Genomic DNA, 17,536 nt, shown 5'->3' on the forward strand with positions numbered 1-17,536 from the left:
TCAGAAGATCTCCTTGACAGTCAGACCACGCTTGGCAGCGATGGACTCAGGAGATTGCATAGCCTTCAGACCCTTGAAAGTGGCGTGAACCACGTTTACCGGGTTAGTCGAGCCGTAGCACTTGGCCAGAACGTTCTGAACGCCAGCAACTTCGAGGACAGCACGCATAGCGCCGCCAGCGATGATACCGGTACCTTCAGAAGCAGGCTGCATGTACACCTTCGAAGCGCCGTGAGCGGACTTCATTGCGTACTGCAGAGTGGTGCCGTTCAGATCAACTTGGATCATGTTGCGACGAGCAGCTTCCATTGCCTTCTGGATCGCAGCAGGCACTTCACGTGACTTGCCACGGCCGAAGCCAACACGCCCTTTACCATCACCCACCACGGTCAACGCGGTGAAAGTGAAGATACGGCCGCCTTTAACGGTTTTGGCTACGCGGTTAACTTGAACCAGCTTCTCAATGTAGCCTTCGTCGCGCTTTTGGTCGTTATTTGACATAACTTAGAACTCCAGCCCAGCTTCACGAGCAGCATCAGCCAGCGCTTTCACGCGACCGTGGTACTTGAAGCCAGAGCGGTCGAAAGCCACTTGCGAGACGCCAGCGGCCTTAGCACGCGTAGCGACCAGCTGGCCAACCTTTGTGGCCGCGTCGATGTTGCCAGTGGCACCATCACGCAGTTCTTTATCCAAAGTCGAGGCGCTTGCCAGGACTTTGTTGCCGTCGGCCGAGATGACCTGGGCGTAGATGTGCTGCGACGAGCGGAACACGCAGAGACGCACGACTTCGAGTTCGTGCATTTTCAGGCGTGCTTTGCGAGCGCGACGCAGTCGAGTAACTTTTTTGTCGGTCATTTGCTATGCCCTACTTCTTCTTGGCTTCTTTACGACGGACGACTTCGTCCGCGTAGCGCACACCTTTGCCTTTGTACGGCTCTGGTGGACGGAAGTCGCGGATCTCAGCGGCCACTTGACCTACCAGCTGCTTATCGATGCCCTTGATCAGGATATCGGTCTGGCTAGGAGTCTCAGCAGTGATGCCCGCTGGCAGTTCGTAATCCACTGGGTGCGAGAAGCCAAGGGCAAGGTTCAAAACCGTGCCTTTTGCTTGCGCTTTGTAACCAACACCGACCAGCTGGAGCTTACGCTCGAAGCCTTGGCTTACGCCTTGGACCATGTTGTTTACCAACGCACGCGTGGTACCGGCCATTGCGCGAGTTTGTTGATCGCCATTGCGAGCAGCGAAACGCAGCTCACCAGCTTCTTCAACGATCTCAACGGACGAATGGATGTTCAGTTCAAGAGTACCCTTGGCACCCTTCACCGAAAGCTGTTGGCCTGCGAATTTGACTTCGACACCGGCTGGCAGCTTAACGGGGTTCTTAGCGACGCGAGACATGCTTATCCCCCCTTAGAACACAGTGCAAAGAACTTCGCCGCCGACACCGGCAGCGCGCGCAGCACGATCCGTCATCACACCTTTGTTGGTGGAGACGATAGACACGCCCAGACCGCCACGAACTTTCGGCAGATCTTCAGCGGACTTGTACTGACGCAGGCCTGGACGGCTAACGCGCTTCACTTCCTCGATGACCGAACGGCCTTCGAAGTACTTCAGCTCGATGGACAGCAGTGGTTTGATTTCGCTGCTGATCTGATAACCCGCAATGTAGCCTTCGTCTTTCAGGACTTTGGCAACAGCTACCTTCAACTTGGAAGATGGCATGCTTACGACGGACTTTTCAGCCATCTGGGCATTACGGATACGAGTTAGCATGTCCGCTAACGGGTCCTGCATACTCATGGGCTAGACGCTCCTAATACAAAAAAATTAGCCTTGCGGCTACATATGTCGCCGAGAATCTCCGAGCACAAAAAACACGGGCTCAGGCGAGCCGCGTATTTTAGACATACTCCAGAAATGAAACAAGCCCCAAAAGGGGCTTGATCCAGATTCAAGGTCACCGGTGGTCAGTATCTTGCGATTCCGACCACCTGGACGTTGAAAGTACTTACCAGCTGGCTTTAACCAGACCTGGTACGTCACCACGCATTGCCGCTTCACGCAGTTTGTTACGGCCGAGGCCGAACTTGCGGTAAACGCCGTGTGGACGACCGGTCAGGCGGCAGCGGTTACGCATGCGCGAAGCGCTTGCGTCACGTGGCTGCTTCTGCAGAGCAACTGTCGCTTCCCAACGCGCTTCTGGACTTGCGTTCAGATCAACGATGATTGCTTTCAGTGCTGCACGCTTCTTGGCGTACTTGGCAACCGTGAGCTGACGCTTCAGCTCGCGGTTTTTCATGCTCATCTTGGCCATGGTCCTACTCCAATCAGTTGCGGAACGGGAATTTGAAAGCACGCAACAGGGCGCGACCTTCATCATCGTTCTTGGCAGTGGTGGTCAGGGTGATGTCCAGACCGCGGAGAGCATCGATCTTGTCGTAGTCGATTTCCGGGAAGATGATCTGCTCTTTCACGCCCATGCTGTAGTTACCACGACCATCGAAGGACTTGGCATTCAGGCCGCGGAAGTCGCGGACCCGAGGCAGGGAGATCGACAGCAGACGATCCAGGAATTCGTACATACGCTCACGGCGCAGAGTCACTTTGACGCCGATCGGCCAACCTTCACGGACTTTAAAGCCAGCGATGGATTTCCGAGCGTAAGTCACAACGACTTTCTGACCGGTGATCTTTTCCAGGTCGGCAACAGCGTGCTCGATGACTTTTTTGTCGCCGATCGCTTCGCCCAGACCCATGTTCAGGGTGATTTTGGTGACGCGCGGAACTTCCATCACGTTCCCGAGCTTAAGTTCTTCCTTAAGCTTAGGGGCGATTTCCTTCCGGTAAATCTCTTGTAGTCGTGCCATGGTCTAATCTACCTAGCAGTGTTCAAGCATCAACCGCTTTTTGGGTCGACTTGAAGACACGAATTTTCTTACCGTCTTCTACTTTGAAACCAACGCGGTCAGCCTTGTTGGTTTCGCCGTTGAAGATGGCGACGTTAGAAGCATCCAGCGGAGCTTCTTTCTCGACGATACCGCCCTGCACGCCCGACATCGGGTTAGGCTTGGTATGACGCTTGACCAGGTTCAGACCACCGATAACCAGACGGTTATTAGCGAGAACCTTAAGCACCTTACCGCGCTTACCTTTGTCTTTGCCGGCGATCACGATGATCTCGTCGTCACGACGAATCTTTTGCATGTCGGATCTCCTTACAGCACTTCTGGGGCGAGCGAGACGATCTTCATGAACTTCTCAGTACGAAGTTCACGGGTCACTGGCCCAAAGATACGGGTGCCGATCGGCTCTTGCTTGTTGTTCAGAAGAACAGCAGCGTTGCCATCAAAGCGGATAATGGAGCCATCAGCACGACGTACGCCGTGACGAGTGCGGACTACAACAGCAGTCATCACTTGGCCTTTTTTCACCTTACCGCGAGGAATTGCTTCCTTCACGGTAACTTTGATGATGTCACCGATACCAGCGTAACGACGATGGGAGCCACCCAGCACCTTGATGCACATAACACGGCGAGCGCCGCTGTTATCGGCCACATCGAGCATGGATTGAGTCTGAATCATATAATTTCTCCGACCCCTAGTCCTTAGACTTCCACAGCGCGTTCGAGAACATCAACCAGTGCCCAAGACTTGGTCTTGGCCATCGGACGAGTTTCACGAATAGTGACTTTGTCGCCGATGTGGCACTGATTGGTTTCGTCGTGCGCGTGCAGCTTAGTCGAACGCTTAACATATTTACCGTAGATCGGGTGCTTAACGCGACGCTCGATCAAAACGGTGATGGTTTTGTCCATCTTGTCGCTGACAACACGGCCAGTCAGCGTACGGACAGTCTTTTCGGCTTCAGCCATGATCACTTACCTGCCTGCTGGTTGAGCACAGTCTTCACGCGAGCGATGTCACGCTTAACTTGCGAGAGCAGATGAGACTGCCCCAACTGGCCAGTTGCTTTCTGCATACGCAGATTGAACTGGTCGCGCAGCAGGCCGAGCAGTTGCTCGTTCAGCTGCTGTGCGGATTTTTCACGAAGTTCATTCGCTTTCATCACATCACCGTCCGTTTAACAAAGGAGGTGGCGAGCGGCAGCTTTGCAGCAGCCAGGGCGAAAGCCTCACGCGCCAGCTCTTCAGAAACACCCTCGATTTCATACAGGACTTTGCCTGGCTGAATCTGGGCTACCCAGTATTCCACGTTACCCTTACCTTTACCCATCCGAACCTCAAGAGGCTTTTTGGAGATCGGCTTGTCCGGGAATACACGGATCCAGATCTTGCCGCCACGTTTTACGTGACGGGTCAGAGCACGACGCGCTGACTCGATCTGACGAGCGGTGAGACGACCACGAGCTACAGACTTCAGCGCGAACTCGCCGAAGCTGACTTTGCTACCGCGCTGAGCCAGACCACGGTTGTGGCCTGTCATCTGCTTGCGGAACTTCGTACGCTTAGGTTGCAACATTTGGCGTACCCCTTACTTAGCAGCTTTTTTACGAGGCGCTGGTGCTTGTGGTTTCAGTTCTTCTTGGCGACCACCAATTACTTCGCCTTTGAAGATCCAAACCTTTACACCGATCACACCGTAAGTGGTGTGAGCTTCGTAGTTGGCATAGTCGATGTCGGCACGCAGGGTGTGCAGTGGCACACGACCTTCGCGATACCATTCAGTACGTGCGATTTCAGCACCGCCGAGACGACCGCTCACTTGGATTTTGATGCCTTTGGCACCAATGCGCATGGCGTTCTGTACGGCGCGCTTCATAGCGCGACGGAACATTACGCGACGCTCCAGCTGCTGAGCTACGCTCTGCGCAACCAGCATACCGTCGAGCTCCGGCTTGCGGATCTCTTCGATATTGATGTGCACAGGCACACCCATTTGCTTGGTCAGGTCCTGACGCAGTTTCTCAACATCTTCACCTTTCTTCCCGATAACGATACCTGGACGAGCGGTGTGGATGGTGATACGTGCAGTTTGGGCCGGACGATGGATATCGATACGGCTTACGGACGCGCTTTTTAGTTTGTCTTGGAGATACTCACGCACCTTCAGATCAGCGAACAAGTAGTCCGCATAAGTCCGACCGTCTGCGTACCAGACGGAGGTGTGCTCCTTGACGATTCCCAGGCGAATGCCAATGGGATGTACTTTCTGACCCATCTCTTCGACTCCGTTACTTGTCAGCAACCTTGACAGTGATATGGCAAGACCGCTTGACGATGCGATCAGCACGGCCTTTGGCACGTGGCATGATGCGCTTCAGCGAACGCCCTTCGTTGACGAAAACGGTGCTGACCTTCAGGTCATCAACGTCTGCGCCTTCGTTATGCTCGGCGTTGGCTACGGCCGACTCCAGCACTTTCTTCATGATCTCGGCGGCTTTCTTACTGCTGAAAGCCAACAGGTTGAGCGCTTCGCCCACCTTCTTCCCGCGGATCTGGTCGGCGACCAAGCGGGCTTTCTGGGCGGAGATTCGAGCGCCCGACAACTTAGCGGCTACTTCCATTTCCTAACCCCTTAACGCTTGGCTTTCTTGTCTGCCACGTGCCCACGATAAGTGCGGGTACCGGCAAACTCGCCCAGTTTGTGGCCGACCATGTCTTCGTTAACGAGAACTGGGACGTGTTGACGACCGTTGTGTACTGCGATGGTCAGACCGACCATTTGTGGCAGGATCATCGAACGACGCGACCAGGTTTTAACTGGTTTGCGATCGTTCTTTTCCGCCGCCACTTCGATCTTCTTCAGTAGGTGAAGATCAATAAAAGGACCTTTTTTCAGAGAACGTGGCACTGTCGTATCCCTCTATTTACTTGCGACGACGGACGATCATTTTGTCGGTACGCTTATTACCACGAGTCTTCGCGCCCTTAGTCGGGAAGCCCCATGGCGATACCGGATGACGACCACCAGAGGTACGACCTTCACCACCACCGTGTGGGTGGTCAACCGGGTTCATGGCAACACCACGAACGGTTGGGCGAACGCCACGCCAGCGTTTGGCACCAGCTTTACCCAACGAACGCAGGCTGTGCTCGGAGTTCGAGACTTCGCCCAGGGTCGCACGGCATTCAGCCAGTACTTTACGCATCTCACCAGAACGCAGACGCAGGGTCACGTAGACACCTTCACGAGCGATCAGCTGAGCCGAAGCACCAGCGGAACGAGCGATCTGTGCGCCTTTACCTGGTTTCAATTCGATGCCGTGTACGGTGCTACCAACTGGAATGTTACGCAGTTGCAGAGCGTTGCCCGGCTTGATCGGTGCCAGAGCACCTGCGATCAGCTGGTCGCCAGCACTCACGCCTTTAGGGGCGATGATGTAGCGACGCTCGCCATCTGCGTACAGCAGCAGAGCGATGTGAGCAGTACGGTTTGGATCGTATTCGATACGCTCGACAGTGGCAGCGATGCCATCTTTGTCGTTGCGACGGAAGTCGACCAGACGATAATGCTGCTTATGGCCACCACCGATGTGACGAGTGGTAATGCGACCATTGTTGTTACGACCACCAGACTTCGATTTTTTCTCGAGCAGCGGTGCGTGAGGAGCGCCTTTATGCAGCTCCTGGTTGACCACCTTGACCACAAAACGGCGGCCAGGGGAAGTCGGTTTGCATTTAACGATTGCCATGATGCACCCCTTCCTTACTCAGCACTGCTGCTGAAATCGAGATCTTGGCCTGGCTGAAGGGAGATAACTGCCTTCTTCCAGTCATTACGCTTGCCCAGACCGCGAGCAGTGCGCTTGCTCTTACCCAGAACATTCAGGGTAGTAACACGCTCTACTTTCACGCTGAACAGGCTTTCGACGGCCTTCTTGATTTCCAGCTTGGTTGCGTCAGTTGCAACCTTGAAAACGAACTGGCCTTTCTTGTCAGCCAGAACCGTAGCCTTTTCGGAAACGTGCGGGCCAAGCAGAACTTTAAATACGCGTTCCTGGTTCATCCCAGCAGCTCCTCGAATTTCTTCACGGCCGACACGGTGATCAACACCTTGTCGTATGCGATCAGACTAACTGGATCGGAACCTTGCACGTCACGTACATCAACGTGTGGCAGGTTGCGAGCAGCCAGGTACAGGTTCTGATCAACAGCTTCGGACACGATCAAAACGTCGGTCAGGCTCATGTTGTTCAGTTTGCCCAGCAGATCTTTGGTTTTTGGACTTTCAACAGCGAAGTCCTGAACCACGACCAGACGATCAGTACGCACGAGTTCAGCAAGGATGGAGCGCAGTGCTGCGCGGTACATCTTCTTGTTGAGCTTCTGAGAGTGATCCTGTGGACGAGCTGCGAAAGTGGTACCGCCGCCACGCCAGATTGGGCTACGGATAGTACCGGCACGAGCACGGCCAGTGCCTTTCTGACGCCAAGGGCGCTTACCGCCACCACGTACGTCGGAACGGGTCTTTTGCTGCTTGCTACCTTGACGGCCGCCGGCCATGTAGGCCACGACTGCTTGGTGAACGAGCGTCTCGTTGAATTCGCCGCCAAATGTCAGTTCGGAAACTTCGATCGCTTGAGCGTCATTTACATTTAATTGCATGTCAGCTTCCCCTTAACCGCGAGCCTTGGCCGCTGGACGTACAACCAGGTTGCCGCCAGTAGCGCCAGGAACAGCACCCTTGACCAACAACAGATTGCGTTCAGCGTCGACGCGCACTACTTCGAGGGACTGCACGGTCACGCGCTCAGCGCCCATATGACCGGACATTTTTTTGCCCTTGAATACACGACCAGGAGTCTGGCACTGGCCAATAGAGCCCGGGACGCGGTGGGAAACGGAGTTACCGTGAGTGTTGTCTTGACCACGGAAATTCCAACGCTTGATCGTACCCTGGAAGCCTTTACCTTTGGACTGACCGGTTACATCAACCAGTTGACCAGCGGCGAAGATTTCAGCGTTGATCAGATCGCCAGCCTGGTAGTCGCCGTCTTCAAGACGGAACTCCATGACAGTACGACCAGCTGCAACGTTTGCTTTAGCGAAGTGACCTGCTTGAGCAGCAGTCACGCGCGAAGCACGACGCTCGCCGACAGTGACTTGCACTGCACGATAGCCATCGGTTTCTTCAGTTTTGAACTGGGTGACGCGATTCGGTTCGATCTCAATGACCGTGACCGGAATGGAGACACCTTCTTCGGTGAAAATACGGGTCATACCGCATTTACGACCGACTACACCAATAGTCATGTTGTAAACCTCATGAGTGTACGGGGCTTTCACCCGCTATGGCCGCCCATTTCAGAGCGTTACACGACTAAGACCCAAGTCTTAGCCGAGGCTGATCTGTACTTCCACACCGGCCGCAAGATCGAGCTTCATAAGTGCATCAACGGTTTTATCCGTTGGCTGGACGATGTCCAGTACGCGCTTATGAGTACGGATCTCGTACTGGTCACGCGCGTCTTTGTTGACGTGCGGGGAGACCAGAACGGTGAACCGCTCTTTACGGGTAGGCAGTGGAATTGGACCACGCACTTGAGCACCAGTACGTTTCGCGGTTTCCACGATTTCCTGGGTGGATTGGTCGATCAGGCGATGGTCAAAAGCCTTCAACCTGATACGGATTTGCTGATTTTGCATTGGATTTCAGACTCCGGCTGCTATTCCCACCGGGCGCAATACGCCCGTTAAAAGGAGGCGCAATTCTATAGACGCCCTAGATAGGTGTCAACCCAATAAAAAAGCCCCCGCTAAGCGGGGGCTTTCTCAAAACATCAAAGCTCACTCAAAAGAGAGATTACTCGATGATTTTAGCTACAACGCCAGCACCAACGGTACGGCCGCCTTCACGGATTGCGAAACGCAGACCGTCTTCCATAGCGATGGTTTTGATCAGGGTGACAACCATTTTGATGTTGTCGCCTGGCATTACCATTTCTACGCCTTCCGGCAGTTCGCAGTTACCAGTCACGTCAGTAGTACGGAAGTAGAACTGTGGACGGTAGCCTTTGAAGAACGGAGTGTGACGACCGCCTTCTTCTTTGCTCAGCACGTACACTTCAGCTTCGAACTTGGTGTGCGGCTTAACCGAACCTGGCTTGACCAGAACCTGGCCACGCTCAACGTCGTCACGCTTGGTACCACGCAGCAGAACGCCGCAGTTCTCGCCAGCACGACCTTCGTCGAGCAGCTTACGGAACATTTCAACACCGGTGCAGGTGGTGACGGTAGTGTCACGCAGACCAACGATTTCCAGTGGATCTTGTACCTTAACGATACCGCGCTCGATACGACCAGTTACAACAGTACCGCGACCGGAGATCGAGAATACGTCTTCGATTGGCATCAGGAAAGGCTTGTCGATAACACGGACTGGATCTGGGATGTAGCTGTCCAGAGTCTCAACCAGTTTACGAACGGACGTGGTGCCCATTTCGTTATCGTCTTTGCCTTCCAGAGCCATACGAGCAGAACCGATGATGATCGGAGTGTCGTCACCTGGGAAGTCGTAAGTGCTCAGCAGATCGCGCACTTCCATCTCAACCAGTTCCAGCAGCTCAGCGTCGTCTACCAGGTCAGCCTTGTTCAGGTAAACCACGATGTACGGAACGCCAACCTGACGGGACAGCAGGATGTGCTCACGGGTTTGTGGCATCGGACCATCAGCGGCCGAGCAAACCAGGATTGCGCCGTCCATCTGGGCAGCACCGGTGATCATGTTCTTCACATAGTCAGCGTGACCTGGGCAGTCAACGTGAGCGTAGTGACGGATCAGCGAGTTGTATTCAACGTGCGCGGTGTTGATGGTGATACCACGAGCTTTCTCTTCTGGCGCGCTGTCGATTTTATCGAAATCAACGATTGCGGAACCGAATACTTCGGAGCAAACGCGAGTCAGAGCAGCAGTCAGAGTGGTTTTACCGTGGTCAACGTGACCGATGGTGCCAACGTTGACGTGCGGTAGGGAACGATCAAATTTTTCTTTAGCCACGACAATTAACTCCTTGCCTAAAGGACTGAATCAGCCTTGTTTTTTGGATACAGTTTCAGCGATGTGCGCCGGAGCTGTGTTGTATTTTTTGAATTCCATAGAGTAGCTTGCGCGACCCTGGGACATGGAACGAACGTCGGTCGCATAACCGAACATCTCGCCCAACGGAACCTCGGCGCGAATCACTTTGCCGGAAACCGTGTCTTCCATACCCAAGATCATGCCGCGACGACGGTTAAGGTCGCCCATGACATCACCCATATAGTCTTCAGGTGTAACAACTTCTACCGCCATGATTGGCTCAAGCAACTCACCACCGCCCTTCTGGGCCAGTTGCTTGGTTGCCATGGAAGCAGCCACCTTAAACGCCATCTCGTTGGAGTCGACGTCGTGGTAAGAACCGTCAAAAACGGTTGCTTTCAGGCCGATCAGCGGATAGCCGGCAACAACACCGTTCTTCATCTGCTCTTCGATACCCTTCTGGATAGCAGGGATGTATTCCTTAGGAACAACACCACCTACTACTTCGTTCACGAATTGCAGACCTTCCTGACCTTCGTCAGCAGGAGCAAAACGGATCCAGCAGTGACCGAACTGACCACGACCGCCGGACTGACGAACGAACTTGCCTTCGATTTCACAGTTCTTCGTGATGCGCTCACGATAGGAAACCTGAGGCTTACCGATGTTGGCTTCGACGTTGAACTCACGGCGCATCCGGTCAACCAGGATGTCCAGGTGCAGCTCGCCCATGCCGGAGATGATCGTTTGACCAGTCTCTTCATCAGTCTTGACGCGGAAAGATGGATCTTCCTGAGCAAGTTTGCCCAGAGCGATACCCATTTTTTCCTGGTCATCCTTGGTCTTAGGCTCTACGGCAACCGAAATAACCGGCTCCGGGAAGTCCATGCGAACCAGGATGATTGGCTTGGCAGCGTCGCACAAAGTCTCACCAGTGGTGACGTCCTTCATGCCGATCAGGGCCGCGATGTCACCAGCGCGTACTTCCTTGATCTCTTCACGGGCGTTTGCGTGCATTTGCACCATACGACCCACGCGCTCTTTCTTGCCTTTAACCGAGTTGATCACGCCGTCGCCGGAGGCCAACACGCCCGAGTAAACGCGGACGAAGGTCAAAGTACCCACGAATGGGTCGGTAGCGATCTTGAACGCCAGAGCCGAGAACGGCTCGTTGTCATCGGCGTGACGCTCCATTTCTTCTTCCTCGTTATCAGGGTTGGAACCCTTGATAGCAGGAATGTCGGTTGGAGCAGGCAGGTAGTCGATAACGGCGTCGAGAACCAGGGGAACACCCTTGTTCTTGAACGAGGAACCGCAAACAGCCAAGACGATCTCACCAGCGATAGTACGCTGACGCAGAGCGGCCTTGATTTCCACGTTGGTGAGTTCTTCACCTTCGAGGTATTTGTTCATCAGCTCTTCGCTGGCTTCGGCAGCAGCCTCAACCATGTTGTTGCGCCACTCGTCAGCCAGTTCCTGAAGCTCTTCAGGGATAGGCTTACGAACAGGAACCATACCTTTGTCGGAATCATTCCAGTAAACAGCTTCCATGTTGATCAGATCGATCTGACCCTGGAAGTTGTCTTCGGAACCGATAGCCAACTGGATAGGCACCGGAGTGTGACCCAGACGCTGCTTGATCTGACCGATCACGCGCAGGAAGTTGGCACCAGCACGGTCCATCTTGTTTACATAAACAAGACGTGGAACACCGTACTTGTTGGCTTGACGCCATACGGTTTCCGACTGAGGCTCAACACCCGAGGTGCCGCAGAACACAACGACAGCGCCGTCGAGTACGCGCAGGGAACGCTCAACTTCAATGGTGAAGTCTACGTGGCCCGGGGTATCGATTACGTTGAAGCGATGCTCGTCTTTGTACTGCTTCTCGGAACCTTTCCAGAAGGCGGTAATAGCAGCAGAAGTAATGGTAATACCACGCTCCTGCTCCTGAACCATCCAGTCTGTGGTCGCGGCGCCGTCATGCACCTCGCCCATTTTGTGACTTTTGCCGGTGTAAAACAGTACGCGCTCGGTGGTGGTGGTTTTACCAGCATCCACGTGAGCGACGATACCGATGTTACGGTAGCGGCTAATCGGAGTAGTACGAGCCATAAAGCCCTCGCAAAATTAGTGAAGCTAAAATTAGAAGCGGTAGTGCGAGAAAGCTTTGTTGGCTTCAGCCATACGGTGCACGTCTTCACGCTTCTTAACAGCAGCACCTTTACCTTCAGCAGCGTCCAACAGTTCGCCGGCCAAACGCAGAGCCATAGACTTCTCGCCGCGCTTACGGGCGAAGTCTACCAACCAGCGCATTGCCAGAGCGTTACGACGGGACGGGCGAACTTCAACCGGAACCTGGTAAGTAGCACCGCCTACACGGCGCGACTTCACTTCGACCAGCGGAGCGATGGCGTCGAGAGCTTTCTCGAAGATTTCCAGGGGGTCGCTGTTCTTGCGTTCTTTAACCTTTTCCAGCGCGCCATAAACGATACGCTCGGCAACGGCTTTCTTGCCGCTTTCCATCACGTGGTTCATGAACTTGGCCAGAATTTGGCTTCCGTATTTTGGATCGTCAAGCACTTCGCGCTTGGCTGCTACGCGTCTTCTTGGCATGGATAAGCCCTCAAACGGTCTTCAGGTTCGCTCGGAATCGGTGCCCTTTCGGGACGCCTCCGACCTTACTCTTATCGACTCAGAAAATAAGATGATTCAGGTTTACAAAAAGCCGCTACTACTTAGGCTTCTTGGTACCGTACTTCGAACGACCCTGGTTACGACCTTTAACGCCGGAAGTATCCAAAGAACCGCGTACGGTGTGATAACGAACACCTGGCAAGTCTTTTACACGACCGCCGCGGATCAGTACCACGCTGTGCTCTTGCAGGTTGTGGCCTTCACCGCCGATATACGAGGAAACCTCGAAACCGTTGGTCAGACGCACACGGCATACTTTACGCAGTGCCGAGTTAGGTTTTTTCGGCGTGGTGGTATACACACGGGTGCATACGCCACGACGTTGCGGGCAGTTCTGCAGCGCAGGTACGTCGGATTTCTCGACGATACGCTTACGCGGCTGACGTACCAGCTGGTTGATAGTTGCCATCTACTAGCTCCACTGTTGTCTTGCGACGCTATTGTCTTGCAAGAAAAGCAAAATGGCAGGAACGAATTCCCGCCAAATTTAGGGGTACAAGAGTCTAAAGAGGATCTTGTCCCCAGTCAAGGCAAGGCCCCGACCTCCCCTCGCGTCGAACCGGGGCAAAAATGCCTCGATCCGACGAATGGGAGTGTCAGGGCCCAGACTCATCTATCGCAGAACTCAGTTACCGCTTGAGTTCAGCGCTTCGGTCAGTGCAGCTTCCACTTCACTGGCGCTTACGCGCAGCGGCTTGTCAGCATCACGGCGACGCTTACGCTCGCTGTGATAAGCCAAACCGGTACCCGCCGGGATCAGACGACCCACGACTACGTTTTCTTTCAGGCCGCGCAGGTAATCGCGCTTGCCGGTTACCGCTGCTTCGGTCAGTACGCGAGTGGTCTCCTGGAAGGAGGCCGCCGAGATGAACGACTCAGTGGACAACGACGCCTTGGTGATACCCAGCAACACGCGAGTGAACTTGGAGACAAATTTCTCTTCGTTCGCCAGGCGCTCGTTTTCTACCAGTACGTGAGTCAGTTCCATCTGGTCGCCCTTGATGAAACTAGAATCGCCGGATTCAGCGATTTCAACTTTACGCAGCATCTGACGCAGGATGGTCTCGATGTGCTTGTCGTTGATCTTCACGCCTTGCAGACGGTAAACGTCCTGGATCTCGTTAACGATGTACTTGGCCAGCGCACTCACACCCAGCAGACGCAGGATGTCGTGTGGATCGCTCGGACCGTCGGAGATAACTTCGCCGCGGTTTACCTGTTCGCCTTCGAACACGTTCAGGTGACGCCACTTCGGAATCAGCTCTTCATACGGATCGCTACCGTCGTTCGGGGTAATGACCAGACGGCGCTTGCCCTTGGTCTCTTTACCGAACGCGATGGTGCCGCTGACTTCAGCCAGAATCGACGCTTCTTTCGGACGACGAGCTTCGAACAAGTCGGCAACACGCGGCAGACCACCGGTGATGTCACGGGTCTTCGAAGTTTCTTGCGGGATACGCGCGATAACATCACCGATCGCGATCTTCGCACCATCCGCTACACCGACCAGGGCGTTGGCTGGCAGGAAGTACTGAGCGATTACGTCAGTACCTGGCAGCAACAGATCCTTGCCGTTGTCATCGACCATCTTCACGGCAGGACGGATGTCCTTACCGGCAGCTGGACGATCTTTGGCGTCGAGCACTTCAATGTTGGTCATACCGGTCAATTCGTCAGTCTGACGCTTGATCGTGATGCCTTCTTCCATGCCCACGTAGGTCACGGTACCTTTCATTTCGGTAACGATTGGGTGAGTGTGCGGATCCCACTTGGCCACGATTGCGCCAGCGTCGACCTTGTCACCTTCTTTAACCGAAATCACAGCACCGTACGGCAGCTTGTAACGCTCACGCTCACGACCGTAGTCATCAGCGATGGCCAGCTCACCGGAACGGGACACAGCAACCAAGTGGCCATCCACTCGCTCAACGTGCTTGAGGTTGTGCAGGCGGACGGTACCGCCATTCTTCACCTGAACGCTGTCGGCTGCGGAGGTCCGGCTTGCCGCACCACCGATGTGGAACGTACGCATGGTCAGCTGGGTACCCGGCTCACCGATAGACTGGGCAGCGATAACGCCGACCGCTTCACCGATGTTCACCTGGTGACCACGAGCCAAGTCACGGCCGTAGCACTTGGCGCAGATGCCGTAGCGGGTTTCGCAGCTGATCGGCGAGCGAACGATCACTTCGTCGATGCTGTTGAGTTCGATGAACTCGACCCACTTCTCGTCAACCAGGGTGCCAGCAGGAACGATAACTTCCTCGGTACCCGGCTTGAACACGTCACGGGCAATAACACGACCCAATACACGTTCACCCAGTGGCTCTACAACGTCACCGCCTTCAATATGCGGAGTCATCAGCAGGCCGTGCTCGGTGCCGCAATCGATCTCGGTTACAACCAGATCTTGTGCAACGTCTACCAGACGACGAGTCAGGTAACCGGAGTTAGCGGTTTTCAACGCGGTATCCGCAAGACCCTTACGAGCACCGTGAGTGGAGATGAAGTACTGAAGTACGCTCAAACCTTCACGGAAGTTCGCAGTGATCGGCGTTTCGATGATGGAACCGTCCGGCTTGGCCATCAGGCCACGCATACCGGCGAGCTGACGGATCTGCGCAGCAGAACCCCGCGCGCCCGAGTCGGCCATCATGTACATCGAGTTGAAGGATTCCTGGTCAACTTCGTCGCCGTGACGGTCGATGACTTTCTCTTTCGAGAGGTTGGCCATCATCGCCTTGGAAACTTCGTCGTTCGCCTTGGACCAAAGGTCGATCACCTTGTTGTACTTCTCGCCCTGGGTTACCAGGCCGGAGGCGTACTGGCTCTCGATCTCTTTCACTTCGTCAGTGGCAGCACTGATGATGCGAGCTTTTTCATCCGGGATAACGAAGTCGTTAACGCCGATGGAAACGCCGGAGATAGTCGAGTAAGCGAAACCTGTGTACATCAACTGGTCAGCGAAGATAACGGTCTCTTTCAAACCAACCACGCGGTAGCACTGGTTGATCAGCTTGGAGATCGCCTTTTTCTTCATCGGCAGGTTGACGACGTCGTACGACAGACCTTTTGGCACAACCTGGTACAACAGCGCACGGCCGACAGTGGTGTCGACGATACGGGTGTTGCTCACGCTGCCGCCGTCACGGTCGTTGACGGTTTCGTGGATCCGCACTTTGACCTTGGCGTGCAGTGCGGCTTCGCCGGCACGGAACACACGGTCAACTTCTTGCAGGTCAGCGAACACACGACCTTCGCCCTTGGCGTTGATCGCTTCACGGGTCATGTAGTACAGACCCAATACAACGTCCTGCGACGGAACGATGATTGGCTCACCGTTGGCTGGCGACAGGATGTTGTTGGTCGACATCATCAACGCACGCGCTTCCAACTGAGCTTCCAGTGTCAGCGGTACGTGCACGGCCATTTGGTCGCCGTCGAAGTCGGCGTTGTACGCAGCACAGACCAGAGGGTGCAGCTGGATAGCCTTACCTTCGATCAGTACAGGTTCAAACGCCTGGATACCCAGACGGTGAAGGGTCGGTGCACGGTTGAGGAGAACCGGGTGTTCGCGGATCACTTCAGCAAGAACGTCCCAAACCTCTGGCAGTTCGCGCTCGACCATTTTCTTGGCCGCTTTGATGGTGGTCGCGAGACCGCGCATTTCCAGCTTGCCGAAGATGAACGGCTTGAACAGCTCGAGTGCCATCTTCTTAGGCAGACCGCACTGGTGCAGACGCAGGGTCGGGCCTACGGTAATTACCGAACGACCGGAGTAGTCAACACGCTTACCGAGCAAGTTCTGACGGAAACGACCTTGCTTACCCTTGATCATGTCAGCCAGGGATTTCAGAGGACGCTTGTTGGAACCTGTGATAGCGCGGCCACGACGACCGTTGTCGAGCAGGGCATCGACCGCTTCTTGCAACATACGCTTTTCGTTGCGCACGATGATGTCCGGAGCGGACAGATCAAGCAGGCGCTTCAAGCGGTTGTTACGGTTGATCACGCGGCGGTACAGGTCGTTGAGGTCGGACGTCGCGAAACGACCACCGTCCAACGGTACCAGCGGACGCAGGTCTGGCGGCAGAACCGGCAGAACGGTCAGCACCATCCACTCTGGCAAGTTGCCGGAACCCTGGAAGGCTTCCATCAACTTCAGACGCTTGGACAGCTTCTTGATCTTGGTTTCGGAGTTGGTTTGCGGAATCTCTTCGCGCAGACGACCAATCTCGTGCTCCAGGTCGATAGCGTGCAGCAGTTCGCGGACAGCTTCGGCACCCATGCGGGCATCGAAATCGTCGCCGAACTCTTCCAGCGCTTCGAAGTACTGCTCGTCGTTCAGCAGCTGACCTTTTTCAAGGGTGGTCATGCCTGGGTCGATAACGACATAGCTCTCGAAGTAGAGAACACGTTCGATATCACGCAGGGTCATGTCCATCAGCAAGCCGATACGGGACGGCAGCGATTTCAGGAACCAGATGTGGGCAACCGGCGAAGCCAGTTCGATGTGCGCCATGCGCTCACGACGAACCTTGGCCAGCGCGACTTCAACGCCACACTTCTCGCAGATCACACCACGGTGCTTCAAGCGCTTGTACTTACCGCACAGGCACTCGTAATCCTTTACCGGGCCAAAGATCTTGGCGCAGAACAGGCCGTCACGTTCTGGTTTGAACGTACGGTAGTTGATGGTTTCCGGCTTTTTAACTTCACCGAACGACCACGAACGGATCATCTCAGGCGATGCCAATCCAATACGGATGGCGTCGAACTCTTCGACTTGACCCTGGTTTTTCAGCAAATTCAGTAGGTCTTTCAAGGCCTTTCCTCCTGGCGGAGCAGAGAGCGG

Annotated in this window: 24 protein-coding genes; all 24 read right to left on the reverse strand. The window is 54.7% G+C overall.

Annotated features, from left to right (window positions below):
• A complete protein-coding gene (gene rpsE / locus A7K61_RS15170) occupies positions 1 to 501 on the reverse strand; it encodes a 30S ribosomal protein S5 (protein ID WP_003176409.1) in 501 nt (166 codons plus the stop codon).
• A gap of 3 nt (positions 502 to 504) precedes the next feature.
• A complete protein-coding gene (gene rplR, locus A7K61_RS15175) occupies positions 505 to 855 on the reverse strand; it encodes a 50S ribosomal protein L18 (protein WP_003186037.1) in 351 nt (116 codons plus the stop codon).
• Between the two features lie 10 nt (positions 856 to 865).
• Complete coding sequence (gene rplF, locus A7K61_RS15180) at positions 866 to 1,399, reverse strand: 50S ribosomal protein L6 (protein ID WP_003194640.1); 534 nt, start codon at positions 1,397 to 1,399, stop codon at positions 866 to 868.
• Positions 1,400 to 1,411: 12 nt separating this feature from the next.
• Entirely contained in the window at positions 1,412 to 1,804 is a 393-nt protein-coding gene (gene rpsH, locus A7K61_RS15185) for a 30S ribosomal protein S8 (protein ID WP_003176413.1), read from the reverse strand.
• A gap of 208 nt (positions 1,805 to 2,012) precedes the next feature.
• Positions 2,013 to 2,318: a 30S ribosomal protein S14 gene (gene rpsN, locus A7K61_RS15190; RefSeq protein WP_003176414.1), complete on the reverse strand. Its 306-nt coding sequence runs from the start codon at positions 2,316 to 2,318 to the stop codon at positions 2,013 to 2,015.
• A 13-nt stretch (positions 2,319 to 2,331) separates the two neighbouring features.
• Positions 2,332 to 2,871, reverse strand: a complete 540-nt coding sequence (gene rplE, locus A7K61_RS15195; RefSeq protein WP_003194642.1) for a 50S ribosomal protein L5 — start codon at positions 2,869 to 2,871, stop codon at positions 2,332 to 2,334.
• Positions 2,872 to 2,893: 22 nt separating this feature from the next.
• Positions 2,894 to 3,208 carry a 50S ribosomal protein L24 gene (gene rplX / locus A7K61_RS15200; protein ID WP_003176416.1) on the reverse strand — a complete coding sequence of 105 codons (315 nt, stop codon included), beginning with the start codon at positions 3,206 to 3,208 and terminating at the stop codon, positions 2,894 to 2,896.
• 11 nt (positions 3,209 to 3,219) lie between these two features.
• Complete coding sequence (rplN, locus tag A7K61_RS15205) at positions 3,220 to 3,588, reverse strand: 50S ribosomal protein L14 (protein ID WP_002555479.1); 369 nt, start codon at positions 3,586 to 3,588, stop codon at positions 3,220 to 3,222.
• 23 nt (positions 3,589 to 3,611) lie between these two features.
• Positions 3,612 to 3,878 carry a 30S ribosomal protein S17 gene (gene rpsQ / locus A7K61_RS15210; protein WP_003194644.1) on the reverse strand — a complete coding sequence of 89 codons (267 nt, stop codon included), beginning with the start codon at positions 3,876 to 3,878 and terminating at the stop codon, positions 3,612 to 3,614.
• Positions 3,879 to 3,880: 2 nt separating this feature from the next.
• Complete coding sequence (gene rpmC / locus A7K61_RS15215) at positions 3,881 to 4,072, reverse strand: 50S ribosomal protein L29 (protein WP_002555481.1); 192 nt, start codon at positions 4,070 to 4,072, stop codon at positions 3,881 to 3,883.
• A complete protein-coding gene (gene rplP, locus A7K61_RS15220; RefSeq protein WP_003176421.1) occupies positions 4,072 to 4,485 on the reverse strand; it encodes a 50S ribosomal protein L16 in 414 nt (137 codons plus the stop codon). Before rplP ends, rpmC begins: the two co-directional genes overlap by 1 nt.
• Positions 4,486 to 4,497: 12 nt before the next feature.
• Positions 4,498 to 5,184: a 30S ribosomal protein S3 gene (gene rpsC, locus A7K61_RS15225; protein ID WP_003176422.1), complete on the reverse strand. Its 687-nt coding sequence runs from the start codon at positions 5,182 to 5,184 to the stop codon at positions 4,498 to 4,500.
• A 13-nt stretch (positions 5,185 to 5,197) separates the two neighbouring features.
• On the reverse strand, positions 5,198 to 5,530 hold the full coding sequence (gene rplV, locus A7K61_RS15230) for a 50S ribosomal protein L22 (protein WP_003103908.1): 333 nt from the start codon (positions 5,528 to 5,530) through the stop codon (positions 5,198 to 5,200).
• An 11-nt stretch (positions 5,531 to 5,541) separates the two neighbouring features.
• A complete protein-coding gene (gene rpsS / locus A7K61_RS15235) occupies positions 5,542 to 5,817 on the reverse strand; it encodes a 30S ribosomal protein S19 (protein ID WP_002555486.1) in 276 nt (91 codons plus the stop codon).
• Between the two features lie 16 nt (positions 5,818 to 5,833).
• Positions 5,834 to 6,658, reverse strand: coding sequence for a 50S ribosomal protein L2 (gene rplB, locus A7K61_RS15240; protein ID WP_003186055.1), 825 nt, complete (start codon positions 6,656 to 6,658; stop codon positions 5,834 to 5,836).
• A gap of 14 nt (positions 6,659 to 6,672) precedes the next feature.
• Entirely contained in the window at positions 6,673 to 6,972 is a 300-nt protein-coding gene (rplW, locus tag A7K61_RS15245) for a 50S ribosomal protein L23 (protein WP_002555488.1), read from the reverse strand.
• Positions 6,969 to 7,571: a 50S ribosomal protein L4 gene (gene rplD, locus A7K61_RS15250; RefSeq protein WP_003176424.1), complete on the reverse strand. Its 603-nt coding sequence runs from the start codon at positions 7,569 to 7,571 to the stop codon at positions 6,969 to 6,971. The genes rplW and rplD overlap by 4 nt, the downstream gene beginning before the upstream one ends.
• A 12-nt stretch (positions 7,572 to 7,583) precedes the next feature.
• A complete protein-coding gene (gene rplC, locus A7K61_RS15255; RefSeq protein ID WP_003194649.1) occupies positions 7,584 to 8,219 on the reverse strand; it encodes a 50S ribosomal protein L3 in 636 nt (211 codons plus the stop codon).
• Positions 8,220 to 8,300: 81 nt separating this feature from the next.
• Complete coding sequence (rpsJ, locus tag A7K61_RS15260; protein ID WP_003186070.1) at positions 8,301 to 8,612, reverse strand: 30S ribosomal protein S10; 312 nt, start codon at positions 8,610 to 8,612, stop codon at positions 8,301 to 8,303.
• A 157-nt stretch (positions 8,613 to 8,769) separates the two neighbouring features.
• Entirely contained in the window at positions 8,770 to 9,963 is a 1,194-nt protein-coding gene (gene tuf, locus A7K61_RS15265) for an elongation factor Tu (protein WP_003176426.1), read from the reverse strand.
• Positions 9,964 to 9,993: 30 nt separating this feature from the next.
• Positions 9,994 to 12,099: an elongation factor G gene (fusA, locus tag A7K61_RS15270; protein WP_003194651.1), complete on the reverse strand. Its 2,106-nt coding sequence runs from the start codon at positions 12,097 to 12,099 to the stop codon at positions 9,994 to 9,996.
• Between the two features lie 30 nt (positions 12,100 to 12,129).
• The gene (gene rpsG / locus A7K61_RS15275; protein ID WP_002555493.1) at positions 12,130 to 12,600 is read right to left on the reverse strand and encodes a 30S ribosomal protein S7; all 471 of its coding nucleotides are present in this window, start codon (positions 12,598 to 12,600) and stop codon (positions 12,130 to 12,132) included.
• A 118-nt stretch (positions 12,601 to 12,718) separates the two neighbouring features.
• On the reverse strand, positions 12,719 to 13,090 hold the full coding sequence (gene rpsL, locus A7K61_RS15280) for a 30S ribosomal protein S12 (RefSeq protein WP_002555494.1): 372 nt from the start codon (positions 13,088 to 13,090) through the stop codon (positions 12,719 to 12,721).
• 216 nt (positions 13,091 to 13,306) lie between these two features.
• The gene (rpoC, locus tag A7K61_RS15285; RefSeq protein WP_003194653.1) at positions 13,307 to 17,506 is read right to left on the reverse strand and encodes a DNA-directed RNA polymerase subunit beta'; all 4,200 of its coding nucleotides are present in this window, start codon (positions 17,504 to 17,506) and stop codon (positions 13,307 to 13,309) included.
• Positions 17,507 to 17,536 lie beyond the last annotated feature (30 nt).

The organism is Pseudomonas sp. AP42 (genome assembly GCF_001728935.1).
Classification (GTDB): domain Bacteria; phylum Pseudomonadota; class Gammaproteobacteria; order Pseudomonadales; family Pseudomonadaceae; genus Aquipseudomonas; species Aquipseudomonas lactis.

Coding starts and splice junctions, on each gene's coding strand:
- rplN (WP_002555479.1), bottom strand. CDS start 3,588: ATGATTCAGACTCAATCCATGCTCGATGTGGCCGATAACAGCGGCGCT.
- rplR (WP_003186037.1), bottom strand. CDS start 855: ATGACCGACAAAAAAGTTACTCGACTGCGTCGCGCTCGCAAAGCACGC.
- rplE (WP_003194642.1), bottom strand. CDS start 2,871: ATGGCACGACTACAAGAGATTTACCGGAAGGAAATCGCCCCTAAGCTT.
- rpsJ (WP_003186070.1), bottom strand. CDS start 8,612: ATGCAAAATCAGCAAATCCGTATCAGGTTGAAGGCTTTTGACCATCGC.
- rpsC (WP_003176422.1), bottom strand. CDS start 5,184: ATGGGTCAGAAAGTACATCCCATTGGCATTCGCCTGGGAATCGTCAAG.
- rplD (WP_003176424.1), bottom strand. CDS start 7,571: ATGCAATTAAATGTAAATGACGCTCAAGCGATCGAAGTTTCCGAACTG.
- rpmC (WP_002555481.1), bottom strand. CDS start 4,072: ATGAAAGCGAATGAACTTCGTGAAAAATCCGCACAGCAGCTGAACGAG.
- rplP (WP_003176421.1), bottom strand. CDS start 4,485: ATGTTGCAACCTAAGCGTACGAAGTTCCGCAAGCAGATGACAGGCCAC.
- rpsH (WP_003176413.1), bottom strand. CDS start 1,804: ATGAGTATGCAGGACCCGTTAGCGGACATGCTAACTCGTATCCGTAAT.
- rplC (WP_003194649.1), bottom strand. CDS start 8,219: ATGACTATTGGTGTAGTCGGTCGTAAATGCGGTATGACCCGTATTTTC.
- rplF (WP_003194640.1), bottom strand. CDS start 1,399: ATGTCTCGCGTCGCTAAGAACCCCGTTAAGCTGCCAGCCGGTGTCGAA.
- rplV (WP_003103908.1), bottom strand. CDS start 5,530: ATGGAAGTAGCCGCTAAGTTGTCGGGCGCTCGAATCTCCGCCCAGAAA.
- rplX (WP_003176416.1), bottom strand. CDS start 3,208: ATGCAAAAGATTCGTCGTGACGACGAGATCATCGTGATCGCCGGCAAA.
- rpsL (WP_002555494.1), bottom strand. CDS start 13,090: ATGGCAACTATCAACCAGCTGGTACGTCAGCCGCGTAAGCGTATCGTC.
- rplB (WP_003186055.1), bottom strand. CDS start 6,658: ATGGCAATCGTTAAATGCAAACCGACTTCCCCTGGCCGCCGTTTTGTG.
- fusA (WP_003194651.1), bottom strand. CDS start 12,099: ATGGCTCGTACTACTCCGATTAGCCGCTACCGTAACATCGGTATCGTC.
- rpsN (WP_003176414.1), bottom strand. CDS start 2,318: ATGGCCAAGATGAGCATGAAAAACCGCGAGCTGAAGCGTCAGCTCACG.
- rpsG (WP_002555493.1), bottom strand. CDS start 12,600: ATGCCAAGAAGACGCGTAGCAGCCAAGCGCGAAGTGCTTGACGATCCA.
- rplW (WP_002555488.1), bottom strand. CDS start 6,972: ATGAACCAGGAACGCGTATTTAAAGTTCTGCTTGGCCCGCACGTTTCC.
- rpsQ (WP_003194644.1), bottom strand. CDS start 3,878: ATGGCTGAAGCCGAAAAGACTGTCCGTACGCTGACTGGCCGTGTTGTC.
- rpsE (WP_003176409.1), bottom strand. CDS start 501: ATGTCAAATAACGACCAAAAGCGCGACGAAGGCTACATTGAGAAGCTG.